Origin of the sequence: Luteimonas sp. FCS-9 (genome assembly GCF_001014645.1) — a bacterium.
In the GTDB taxonomy this organism is placed as follows: domain Bacteria; phylum Pseudomonadota; class Gammaproteobacteria; order Xanthomonadales; family Xanthomonadaceae; genus Luteimonas.
Genome location: NZ_LASZ01000027.1, coordinates 1 through 12,296, shown reverse-complemented (window position 1 = coordinate 12,296; position 12,296 = coordinate 1). Strand labels below are relative to the sequence as shown.

Here is a 12,296-nt window from a genome sequence, read left to right as displayed (position 1 = left end):
GTCCGTCGCGGCCGGTCGCGCGCCATGCGCACGTCGACGCCGCGATCTGTGAAAATGCCGCGGTGAAGACGACGCACCGCCCGCACGGACGCGACGCTCGATGAGCGATCCGACTCCGCCCTCGCTGTTCTCGGTCGTGCCGGCCGGGGTGTTCGGCCCGCTGGCCTCGGCCAACCGCGAGCACTACTGGCTGCTGCTGCACCGGTTGTTCGACGAATTCTTCGGCCCCGACGCGCCGATGCCGCCCAGCCACGGGCTGCCGCGGCGCGAGATCACCGCCGCGATCGAGCGCTATCTCGTCGCCGACGATCCCTGGGAGGACGAGGACGGGCAGGGGCCTGACACGCCGTCGGGCACGCGTGCGCACGTGATCTACGAGCGTTTCCGCAGCGCCGGCTGGCTGCGTCAGGAGCGCATCGGCGCGCGCGAGATGGTGTCCATGCCGCCGGCGGTCTCGCAGCTGCTGTCGACGCTGGTCGAGTTCGCCGAGCACGGCCCGACGTTCGTCTCGGCCAAGGTGCGCTCGATCGAGCTGCAGATGCAGCAGGTCGTCGAGGGCGCCGGTGCGGGTGACGCGCTCGACGAGGCCGCCGACCAGGCGCGCCGGTTGCTGGTCTCGCTGTCCGCGATGAGCCTGCAGGTGCGCGACCTGATGCCCGAGCTCAGCCGCGCCGAGACCACTGCGCAGTTCGCGCGGCAGTGGTTCGAGCAGTACGTATCGCGCTTCTTCATCGGCGACTATGCCGGGCTGCACCGCGCCGACCATCCGCTGGCGCGCCGCAGCTCGATCCTGGCGATGGTGCAGCAGGTCGAGACCGGTCCGCGGCACGAGGCGCTGCTGGCCTGGTACCGCGAGCACCTGGCAGGCGGCGACGACGCGCGCGCCGCGCTGCGGCTGGCGCGCAGCCTGCGCCGGCTGCGTGAACTCGAGCGGATCGACGAGTATCTCGGCCGGCTCGACGACGACATCCGCCAGGCCAACCGTCGTGCGCTGGCGTTTCTCGACTACCGCCTGCGCGCGCCCGACCGGCTCGACATCCTGCTGCGCCGTGCCTGCCGCGGCGTGTCGACCGCACCGGCCGAGGCGCTGCGGTTGCCGGTCGCGCCCGGCGCGCTGGTGGACGAGGCCCGCCTGCGCCCGCCGCGGACCCGGCCGCAGCCCATCCCGCGCAGCGCCAATGCCGCCCAGGTCCCGACGCCCGAGCAGCTCGCGCGGCTGAGCCTGCTGCGGCGCATGAAACGCGCGCGCCTGGTCACCGCCGAGGACATGGCCCGCTACGTCGGCCGGCACCTGGGCGAGGCCGACAGCGTCGACTCGTCGGGCATGGCCGTGGCCTCGATCGAGGACCTGCGCGCCTACCAGACCCTGCTCACGCTCGCGCTGCGCAGCCGCCGGATCGGTGGCCTGCGCCGCGACGACCCGCTCGGCCGGCTGCTGCGCGGTTTCCGCGTCGAGCTCCTCGACTCAGGCGATCCGGTGGACAACGGCCTGCTGCGCGCCCCGCGCTTCGTCGTCCGCCGGCTCGCGCCCGCTTCCCGGAACACCGCATGAAACGCAGCTGGAACACCTTGAGCCAACAGTCCAACGGCCTGTACGCCGTCCAGGACTTCGAGCGCGCCGCCTACCGCCTGGTCACCGAGCAGGTGCTCTACGCGGCCGACCGCACGTCGCGCGTGGCCTACCATCTGGTCGAGGACCATTTCGACGACTTCGTCGGCGCGCTCGCACCGCTGGGCATCCGCCTGGAGCGCAATGCGCACTACCGCTACCTGGTCGCGCTGCCCGCGCATGGCGAAGGCGTCGCGGTTACGCTCGACGAGACCCTGCTGCTGCTGGTGCTGCGCCAGCGCTACGACGAGGCGATGCGCCAGGGGCAGATCGAGGAGCACGGCGAGGTCGTCGTCGAGCTGCCCGAGCTGCAGGAGGCCTACCAGGCGCTCGCCGGCCGCGCGATGCCGGACGTCGGCGCGTTGCGCACGCTCGCGCGCATGCTGCGCCGCTGGGGCGTGGCGCGGCTGGTCGACTCCGACCGCGACGACCCGCAGCCGTTCCACCTGCTGGTGCGCCCGGCGATCGTGGAGATCGTGGGCGGGCTGTGGCTGCAGCGGCTCGACCAGCACAACCGCGACGACGGCGCCGACGCCGATCCGGAGGACGACGATGCAGCTGCTTGAGCGCGTCCACCTGGTGCAGTTCTTCCTGTTCGAGGCGCAGACGCTCGAACTCGACGCGACCAGCGCGATCATCGCGCCCAACGGCGCCGGCAAGAGCGCGCTGCTCGACGCGCTGCAGATCGTGCTGCTGGGCGGCGACCGCAGCCGCATCCGCTTCAACGCGCAGGCCGGCGGCAGCGCCCGCGCGCGGACGATCCGCGACTACTGCCTGGGCGTGTACCGCAGCGGCGACGACGGCCGCAAGCGCCGCACCGCGACCACCTACATCAGCCTGGTGTTCCGCGACCAGGAGACCGGTCGGGCGCTGACGGCCGGCATCGCGCTGGGCGCGTCCGTCGACGAGCCCGAGCACCGCCTGCACGGGCCGTACCTGTTGCCCGGCGTCGCGCTCGAACTCGACGACCACCTCGAGCGCGTCAAGGGCCGCGAACTGCCGCTGGCCTGGGCGACGTTCCGCGAACTGGCCGCGCGCCGTTGCCGCGAGGCCGGCGACAAGGTCGAGCTGCACACCACCAGCGAGCGCTTCGTGCGCGACCTGCTGTTCCGCCTGCGGGCCGCGCCCGGTGCCCAGCCCGACCTCAATGCCTATCGCAAGGCATTCCAGAACGCGTTGAACCTGCAGCGGGTCGAGGACGTCGACCTGTTCGTCCGCACGCTGGTCGCCGAGGATCGCCCGACCGACATCGCCCGGTTCCGCGCGCTGCTCGACAGCTTCCGCCAGATCCGCGACAAGATCGAGCAGGTCCGCCAGCGCATCGAGTCGGCCGAAGAGGTCGAGCGCCAGTACGGCAAGGTCGCCGCCCAGGCGGTGCGCGCCGCGTCCTACCGCGCGCTCGCGGCCGAGTACCGGCGCGACCTGCTCGGAGAGCAGGTGGAGCAGGCCGAGCAGGCCGGCGAAGCGGCCCGGCAGGCGCTTGCCGCCGCGCGGCTGCAACTGCAGGAGGCGCGCAGCGAGCGCGAGAGCCTCAAGCACGAACTCGAGCTCGCCCAGCAGCAGTTGCAGGGCAGCCGGGGCTACGGCGAGCAGGCCTCGTTCGACGAACTCGCCGGCCGCGATCGCGAGGAGCTGGCCCGCCTCAAGCGCGAACTGGCCCGGCAGATCGGCTACGTGCGCGACCAGTTGCACGCGCTGCGCGGCGTGGCCGCACCCGAGCTCGACGACGCGCGGATCGAGGCCGCGCTCGCGCCGTGGCGCGACTGGGCCGCGGCGCTGTCGGGCCTCGCGCCCGACGCCGCGATCGACCTGGCGCCCGACCGCTTCCATGCCGACGCGCGGGACGCGCTCGCGGCCGCCGCGCCGCTGCGCGCGGCGGTATCGGCCCGCGCACGTGCCGCCCACGACGCCTGGCAGGCGGTGCGCAGCCGCCGTGACGCGCTCAAGGGCAACCAGCAGCGCCTGAGCGCCGGCAAGGCCGGCCTGCGCGACGACGTCATGCGGCTGATGAACTACCTGCGCGAGGCCGGTATCGAGGCGCAGCCGGTCTGCGACCTGGTGCGCGTGCGCGACCCGGCCTGGCAGCCGGCCGTCGAGGCCTACCTTCGCAGCCACGTCGAGGCGTTGCTGGTGCCGGCCGGCCAGGAGGAGCAGGCGGTGCGCGTGTACCGCGCGCTGCAGGGCGCGCGCGCGGTCTACGGCGTCAAGCTGGCGTTGCCCAACGCGGGGCGCGGCGCCCGTGGGGAGCGTGCCGCCGTCGACAGTGTCGCCGCGCTGATCGAGGGCGACGATGCCGACGCGGTCGCCTACCTGCGCCGGCAGCTCGGCGACCTGCGCTGCGTCGAGACCGAGGCCGAGGTCGTCCGCAGCCGCCAGGGGCTGACCCGCGACGGCCTGGTGGCCAAGGGCGGCGGCATCGAGCGGCGCAGGCTGCCGGCCGGTTCGGAACTGCGCATCGGTGCGAACGACGGCCGCGAGCGGCTGCGCGTGCTACGCGAGGAACTCGAGGCCGCCGAACGCGAGCTGCGCGAGCGCGAGCCCGAGGCGCGGCGCCTGGAGGCGCTCCAGCAGGCGCTCGCGCGCTTCGCCGACGCCGACGAGACCGCGGATGCACTGCATGCGCAGTTGCTGCAGCACCGCCAGATCGAGTCGCGCTACCGGGCCCGCGCGCGCAGCCAGGCCGATGCGATCGATCCCGACCTGCTGCGCCTGGGCGAGCAGGTGCGGGCGCTGCGCGAGCGACACGACGAGAACGAACGCAGGATCGAAGCCCTGATCGGCACCGAGGCGCTGTCGCGCAACGGCGTCGAGCAGGCGCAGCGCGTGCTCGAAGGCCTGCAGGCGCAGGAAACGCTGGTCGCGCAGGCCGCGGTCGAGGCCTTCCGCGACGCGGATGTCGATCCGAACCGGGTCGAGCGCCAGCGCGAGGAACTCGACACCAAGTGGCCCTCGCTCGAGGAGCGCAGCCGTCGCTGCGACGAGCGCGCCCGCGACAGCGACGGCCAGCTCGCCCGGCTGCTGCCCGAGGCCTGGAGCGCATTGTCGCAATACGCCCGCGACCACGGCCTGGGCCTGGACTTCGACGCCAGCGCCTGGCGACAGGCGCGCGGGCTGCTGCAGCGCGAGCTCGGCCAGTTGCGCGACACCGACCTGGTGCGCTACCAGGGCGAGGCCGAGCAGGCCTACGCCACCGCGGTCGAGACCTTCCGCGCCGGCGTCGCCTCGGCCCTGTACGACAACTTCAGCCGGCTCAAGCAGCAGATCGCTACGCTCAACCGCACCCTGCGCAGCAGTCCGGCGTTCTCCAACAACGAGCGCTACCAGTTCCACTACGAGGTCGTCCCCGAGTTCCGCGACCTGGAGCGCTTCATCCGCCGGGCCGCGGACGTCGGCGGCGAGGACGGCCTGTTCGGCAGCGCCGGCGAGGTGCCGGCCGCGTTCCGCGAGCTGATCGAGGACGGCGCCGCCGCGCGCAGTGCGAGCTCCCCGCTCGACGACTATCGCCGCTTCTTCCGGTTCGAGGTGCAGATCCGCCAGGACGACCGCGTGATCGGTTCGCTGAGCGAGCGCATGCGCTCGGGCTCGGGCGGCGAGCACCGCGCACCGCTGTACGTCATCGCCGGCGCCGCGCTCGCCGCGGCGTACGGCAAGAGCGATGGGAACCCCGGCGGCATGGGGCTGATCCTGCTCGACGAATTCGGCGACAAGATCGACGCCCAGAACGCCCGCGCCACGACCAACTACCTGCGCTCGCTCGGCCTGCAGCTCGTGCTTGCCGCGCCCGACACCGCCCAGGGCACGCTCAGCGGCGTGCTCGACAGCTATGTCGAGCTGTTCCGCGACGGTGACCTGCTGCAGGTCGAGCGGATTGAGGTCAAGGCGGCCGCCCGCGCGCTGCTGCTCAGCGACCAGTTCGACCTCCACCCCGAACTCCTTGACGAGGAGGCTGCCCGCATCGCCCGCGAGCGCGCCACGACGTGACTGCCGCGCGGCGCGTGCTGGAGCGGCTGCTGCGCAGGGGGAGCGCGCCCGCCTGCGCGCCGGGTCCGCGCCCGCGTCGCTGCCGATGACGGCGGCGAGCGCGGGCGAGTACCTCGCGTTGCCGACCTCGCCGATGCGGCGCGGGTCGTCGACGCGCGCCATGCCGATTCCGGTGCCGAGCGCATGCTGCGTCGCGAGAGTATCCGGCTGCTGGGCGACAGCAAGCGACTGGAGGCGCTGACGCCCTGGCTCGCGCTGCTGGTCGGCGGGGAGTCGAATGCCGGGGCGTTCGAGCGCGAGCACGTCTGGTCCGCGCTCGGCCTCCGGCGCGAGCCCCAGCCGATGCTGATCGCCGGCACCGGCACGATCGTGGTCGACGGCACTGCACTCGTCCTGGTCCGGCCTTACCTCGGGATACCGGTCGAGCGGCTGGAAAAGGTCGTGACCGATGCGAGGTTCCTGCTGACGATCGAGAACCTCGCCAGCTTTCACGACGCCGCGGCGTGCGACGGGGTTGCGGACGGCCTGCTGGTCTATACCGGCGGCATGCCATCGCTCGCCTGGCGCCGTGCCTGCGCGCGGCTCCTGCAGGCGCTGCCCGGCGATGCGCCTGTCTACCACTGGGGCGACATCGACGAAGGGGGCTTCCGGATCGCCGCCACGCTCGCGGCCACTCTGCGCGAGGCTGGCCGTACGCTGCTGCCCTGGTTGATGTCCCCGGACGAACTGGCTTCTGCCGACATCGCGGCCGCGCGTACCCCGACGGCAACGCAGCAGGGCGCGATGCTGCGCTGGGCGCAGGCAGCCGGCTGGCCCGACGTCGCCCATGCGTTGAGCGCCCGTCCGTTGCTGCTCGAGCAGGAAGCACTCAGCGCCCGCTTGCCGCTGCATGCAGCCAGCGCGGTGCCTAACGCGGGATGACGACATCCGCATGACAGGGGTGTTGACCCGACGTGAATCCGGCTTACAATGCGCGCCCCGCAACGCTGGATCGACGCTGAGGTCGGACAGGGAGGCGGGGCCGGTCGGGCTCCTGGGGTTTCACAGGGAGTTGACAGATCGGGAAGCTGCGCTAAGATGTGCGGCTCCTTCGGCGGAAACGGACTTGGTCCGGCGCGCTGAAGGGAGGCAGAGAGATTCACCGAAAGGTGTTGACGAATGCCAAAACCGCGCTAGAATGGGCGGCTCGCTTCGGAGGAAACTTCGAAGCACTGGGAAGCAGGCGCTGAGGCCACTTCCGAAGATCTTTGACAGTGTGCGCAGGATACTTGTGCGGACGTCTGGCAGGTGGCGTTGTCCATCAGCAGACGTTTCGAAAGAGCAACAAGTCAATTCATATAGCATGCAAATGCGAGTGAGTAGTTTTGAAGCTCAGGTAGGACATCTGCACTCAAAGCATTGACGAAGTCCTTCGGGACGACGTCGAAAAATTTAAGTGAAGAGTTTGATCCTGGCTCAGAGTGAACGCTGGCGGCAGGCCTAACACATGCAAGTCGAACGGCAGCACAGAGGAGCTTGCTCCTTGGGTGGCGAGTGGCGGACGGGTGAGGAATACATCGGAATCTGCCTATTTGTGGGGGATAACGTAGGGAAACTTACGCTAATACCGCATACGACCTACGGGTGAAAGCGGAGGACCTTCGGGCTTCGCGCAGATAGATGAGCCGATGTCGGATTAGCTAGTTGGCGGGGTAAAGGCCCACCAAGGCGACGATCCGTAGCTGGTCTGAGAGGATGATCAGCCACACTGGAACTGAGACACGGTCCAGACTCCTACGGGAGGCAGCAGTGGGGAATATTGGACAATGGGCGCAAGCCTGATCCAGCCATGCCGCGTGGGTGAAGAAGGCCTTCGGGTTGTAAAGCCCTTTTGTTGGGAAAGAAAAGCAGCCGGTTAATACCCGGTTGTTCTGACGGTACCCAAAGAATAAGCACCGGCTAACTTCGTGCCAGCAGCCGCGGTAATACGAAGGGTGCAAGCGTTACTCGGAATTACTGGGCGTAAAGCGTGCGTAGGTGGTTTGTTAAGTCTGATGTGAAAGCCCTGGGCTCAACCTGGGAATTGCATTGGATACTGGCAGGCTAGAGTGCGGTAGAGGGTAGTGGAATTCCCGGTGTAGCAGTGAAATGCGTAGAGATCGGGAGGAACATCCGTGGCGAAGGCGACTACCTGGACCAGCACTGACACTGAGGCACGAAAGCGTGGGGAGCAAACAGGATTAGATACCCTGGTAGTCCACGCCCTAAACGATGCGAACTGGATGTTGGGTTCAACTAGGAACTCAGTATCGAAGCTAACGCGTTAAGTTCGCCGCCTGGGGAGTACGGTCGCAAGACTGAAACTCAAAGGAATTGACGGGGGCCCGCACAAGCGGTGGAGTATGTGGTTTAATTCGATGCAACGCGAAGAACCTTACCTGGCCTTGACATGCACGGAACTTTCCAGAGATGGATTGGTGCCTTCGGGAACCGTGACACAGGTGCTGCATGGCTGTCGTCAGCTCGTGTCGTGAGATGTTGGGTTAAGTCCCGCAACGAGCGCAACCCTTGTCCTTAGTTGCCAGCACGTAATGGTGGGAACTCTAAGGAGACCGCCGGTGACAAACCGGAGGAAGGTGGGGATGACGTCAAGTCATCATGGCCCTTACGGCCAGGGCTACACACGTACTACAATGGGAAGGACAGAGGGCTGCGAACTCGCGAGGGCAAGCCAATCCCAGAAACCTTCTCTCAGTCCGGATTGGAGTCTGCAACTCGACTCCATGAAGTCGGAATCGCTAGTAATCGCAGATCAGCATTGCTGCGGTGAATACGTTCCCGGGCCTTGTACACACCGCCCGTCACACCATGGGAGTTTGTTGCACCAGAAGCAGGTAGCCTAACCTTCGGGAGGGCGCTTGCCACGGTGTGGCCGATGACTGGGGTGAAGTCGTAACAAGGTAGCCGTATCGGAAGGTGCGGCTGGATCACCTCCTTTAGAGACAAGGCAACGATTTGCCTGTCCAGGCGTCCTCACAAGTAACCTGCACGATTGGTAATCAAGAGCAAGACTGGGTCTGTAGCTCAGGTGGTTAGAGCGCACCCCTGATAAGGGTGAGGCCGGTGGTTCGAGTCCTCCCAGACCCACCACCTGCGAGTCCCTTCGCAGAAGCCCGCGCATCGATGTGCGGACTATCCAACATGGGGCCTTAGCTCAGCTGGGAGAGCACCTGCTTTGCAAGCAGGGGGTCGTCGGTTCGATCCCGACAGGCTCCACCACGTTTACTCTTGATCACACCGATCGCTGCGCACACATCAGATTTGAATGTTGCCGGGCATTGTGGCCCGACGACGGATCTTTGAAAAATAGGGAAGTAGCGAGCGTTTGAGACAAAGACTCATACGTGTCGTGAGGCTAAGGCGGGGACTTCGAGTCCCTAAGAAATTGGGTCGTTATAGTTCGTGTCGATGGTTTGTACCCATCGATGGAAGTATGGCTCCGAGGCGACTTGGGGTTATATGGTCAAGCGAATAAGCGCACACGGTGGATGCCTTGGCGGTCAGAGGCGATGAAGGACGTGGTAGCCTGCGAAAAGTGTCGGGGAGCTGGCAACAAGCTTTGATCCGGCAATGTCCGAATGGGGAAACCCACTGCTTCGGCAGTATCCTGCAGTGAATACATAGCTGCTGGAGGCGAACGCGGTGAACTGAAATATCTAAGTAACCGTAGGAAAAGAAATCAACCGAGATTCCCTGAGTAGTGACGAGCGAACGGGGAACAGCCCAAAAGTCGATTTGGTTCTAGCAAAACGGTCCTGGAAAGACCGGCCATAGAAGGTGACAGCCCTGTATGCGAAAGGGCCATTTCGATGAAATTGAGTAGGGCGGGGCACGAGAAACCCTGTCTGAACATGGGGGGACCATCCTCCAAGGCTAAATACTCCTGACCGACCGATAGTGAACCAGTACCGTGAGGGAAAGGCGAAAAGAACCCCGGAGAGGGGAGTGAAATAGACCCTGAAACCGTGTGCGTACAAGCAGTCGGAGCCCGCAAGGGTGACGGCGTACCTTTTGTATAATGGGTCAGCGACTTATTGTTCGTGGCAAGCTTAACCGTATAGGGGAGGCGAAGGGAAACCGAGTCTGATAAGGGCGCATAGTCGCGGGTAATAGACCCGAAACCGGGTGATCTAGTCATGCCCAGGGTGAAGGTTGAGTAACATCAACTGGAGGCCCGAACCCACTCCCGTTGCAAAGGTAGGGGATGAGGTGTGATTAGGAGTGAAAAGCTAATCGAACCCGGAGATAGCTGGTTCTCCTCGAAAGCTATTTAGGTAGCGCCTCATGTGAATCTTCCTGGGGGTAGAGCACTGTTATGGCTAGGGGGTCATTGCGACTTACCAAACCATTGCAAACTCCGAATACCAGGACAGAATGCATGGGAGACACACGGCGGGTGCTAACGTCCGTCGTGAAAAGGGAAACAACCCAGACCCACAGCTAAGGTCCCAAATTATCACTAAGTGGGAAACGATGTGGAAAGGCACAGACAGCCAGGAGGTTGGCTTAGAAGCAGCCACCCTTTAAAGAAAGCGTAATAGCTCACTGGTCGAGTCGGTCTGCGCGGAAGATTTAACGGGGCTAAGTGATAAACCGAAGCTTGGGGTGCACAACTTGTTGTGCGCGGTAGAGGAGCGTTCCGTAAGCCGTCGAAGGTGGATTGAGAAGTCCGCTGGAGGTATCGGAAGTGCGAATGCTGACATGAGTAACGATAATGGAGGTGAAAAGCCTCCACGCCGAAAGCCCAAGGTTTCCTTGCGCAACGTTAATCGACGCAGGGTGAGTCGGCCCCTAAGGCGAGGCAGAAATGCGTAGTCGATGGGAAGCTGGTTAATATTCCAGCACCTCGCATAAGTGCGATGGGGGGACGGAGAAGGTTAGGTCTACCAGGCGTTGGTTGTCCTGGAGAAAGGCGGTAGGAGTGGATCTTAGGCAAATCCGGGATCCTTCAACTCCGAGCACCGAGACGAGCTCATTAGAGCGAAGTGACTGATACCACGCTTCCAGGAAAAGCCCCTAAGCTTCAGCTTATGCAGACCGTACCGTAAACCGACACAGGTGGGTAGGAAGAGAATTCTCAGGCGCTTGAGAGAACTCGGGTGAAGGAACTAGGCAACATAGCACCGTAACTTCGGGAGAAGGTGCACCCTTTTTGGTGGCTCATGCGAGCTATAGCTGAAGAGGGTCGCAGTGACCAGGCCGCTGCGACTGTTTATCAAAAACACAGGACTCTGCAAACACGAAAGTGGACGTATAGGGTCTGACGCCTGCCCGGTGCCGGAAGGTTAATTGATGGGGTCAGCCGCAAGGCGAAGCTCTTGATCGAAGCCCCGGTAAACGGCGGCCGTAACTATAACGGTCCTAAGGTAGCGAAATTCCTTGTCGGGTAAGTTCCGACCTGCACGAATGGCGTAACGATGGCGGCGCTGTCTCCACCCGAGACTCAGTGAAATTGAAATCGCTGTGAAGATGCAGCGTTCCCGTGGCAAGACGGAAAGACCCCGTGAACCTTTACTATAGCTTTACACTGAACGTTGAGTTCGTCTGTGTAGGATAGGTGGGAGGCTATGAAACCCTGGCGCCAGCTGGGGTGGAGCCAACCTTGAAATACCACCCTGTCGTGCTTGACGTTCTAACCTAGGTCCGTTATCCGGATCGGGGACCGTGTATGGTGGGTAGTTTGACTGGGGCGGTCTCCTCCCAAAGAGTAACGGAGGAGCTCGAAGGTACGCTCAGCGCGGTCGGACATCGCGCACTGTGTGCAAAGGCATAAGCGTGCTTGACTGCAAGATCGACGGATCAAGCAGGTAGGAAACTAGGACTTAGTGATCCGGTGGTTCTGTATGGAAGGGCCATCGCTCAACGGATAAAAGGTACTCCGGGGATAACAGGCTGATACCGCCCAAGAGTTCATATCGACGGCGGTGTTTGGCACCTCGATGTCGGCTCATCACATCCTGGGGCTGTAGTCGGTCCCAAGGGTATGGCTGTTCGCCATTTAAAGTGGTACGCGAGCTGGGTTCAGAACGTCGTGAGACAGTTCGGTCCCTATCTGCCATGGGCGTTGGAGATTTGAGAGGGGCTGCTCCTAGTACGAGAGGACCGGAGTGGACGAACCTCTGGTGTTCCGGTTGTCACGCCAGTGGCACTGCCGGGTAGCTATGTTCGGAAGCGATAACCGCTGAAAGCATCTAAGCGGGAAGCGCGCCTCAAGATGAGATCTCCCGGGAGCTTGACTCCCCTGAAGGAACCATCAAGACCAGGTGGTTGATAGGCTGGGTGTGTAAGTACAGCAATGTATTGAGCTAACCAGTACTAATGATCCGTGTGGCTTGACCATATAACCTCAAGTTGCTTCGCAACCCGAAGCATCCTTGGCCCACGACACGTAACGTCGTCCCAATGTTCGCTACTTCCCAACCTACGAGAGCGTGAGCGCGATCGGTCCGTCCTCGACATCCGTCGATCACCGGACCCAACCGCGACCCTCCACCCTCTCCCTGGTGACAATAGCTGTATGGAACCACCCGATCCCATTCCGAACTCGGAAGTGAAACGTACATGCGCCGATGGTAGTGTGCATCTAGCATGCGAGAGTAGGTCATCGCCAGGGTCTTTACCCCAAAACCCCCGCCGGGCTTCCGGCGGGGGTTTTTCTTTGCGCTGC

Annotated in this window: 4 protein-coding genes, 2 tRNA genes and 3 rRNA genes; all 9 read left to right on the top strand. The window is 64.5% G+C overall.

The features are described 5' to 3' along the window. Nucleotides 1-100 precede the first annotated feature (100 nt). The 9 genes from WQ56_RS16145 (at nt 101) to rrf (ending at nt 12,242) form a co-directional block, all read left to right on the top strand. Nucleotides 101-1,552 carry a Wadjet anti-phage system protein JetA family protein gene (locus WQ56_RS16145; protein ID WP_047138165.1) on the top strand — a complete coding sequence of 484 codons (1,452 nt, stop codon included), beginning with the start codon at nt 101-103 and terminating at the stop codon, nt 1,550-1,552. Further along, complete coding sequence (locus WQ56_RS16140) at nt 1,549-2,175, top strand: DUF4194 domain-containing protein (RefSeq protein ID WP_047138164.1); 627 nt, start codon at nt 1,549-1,551, stop codon at nt 2,173-2,175. Before WQ56_RS16145 ends, WQ56_RS16140 begins: the two co-directional genes overlap by 4 nt. Continuing rightward, nucleotides 2,162-5,590 carry an SbcC/MukB-like Walker B domain-containing protein gene (locus tag WQ56_RS16135; protein ID WP_047138163.1) on the top strand — a complete coding sequence of 1,143 codons (3,429 nt, stop codon included), beginning with the start codon at nt 2,162-2,164 and terminating at the stop codon, nt 5,588-5,590. Before WQ56_RS16140 ends, WQ56_RS16135 begins: the two co-directional genes overlap by 14 nt. Nucleotides 5,591-5,773: 183 nt before the next feature. Further along, complete coding sequence (locus WQ56_RS16130) at nt 5,774-6,511, top strand: Wadjet anti-phage system protein JetD domain-containing protein (RefSeq protein WP_052773061.1); 738 nt, start codon at nt 5,774-5,776, stop codon at nt 6,509-6,511. A gap of 511 nt (nt 6,512-7,022) precedes the next feature. Continuing rightward, nucleotides 7,023-8,567 (top strand): 16S ribosomal RNA (locus WQ56_RS16125). Nucleotides 8,568-8,642: 75 nt separating this feature from the next. Next, nucleotides 8,643-8,719: transfer RNA gene (locus tag WQ56_RS16120), tRNA-Ile, on the top strand. Nucleotides 8,720-8,772: 53 nt separating this feature from the next. Next, nucleotides 8,773-8,848: transfer RNA gene (locus WQ56_RS16115), tRNA-Ala, on the top strand. Between the two features lie 242 nt (nt 8,849-9,090). Then, nucleotides 9,091-11,969: ribosomal RNA gene (locus tag WQ56_RS16110) — 23S ribosomal RNA — on the top strand. A 159-nt stretch (nt 11,970-12,128) separates the two neighbouring features. Further along, nucleotides 12,129-12,242: ribosomal RNA gene (gene rrf / locus WQ56_RS16105) — 5S ribosomal RNA — on the top strand. Together the 16S, 23S and 5S rRNA genes with 2 tRNA genes alongside form the textbook arrangement of a ribosomal RNA operon. The last annotated feature ends 54 nt before the right edge of the window (nt 12,243-12,296 follow it).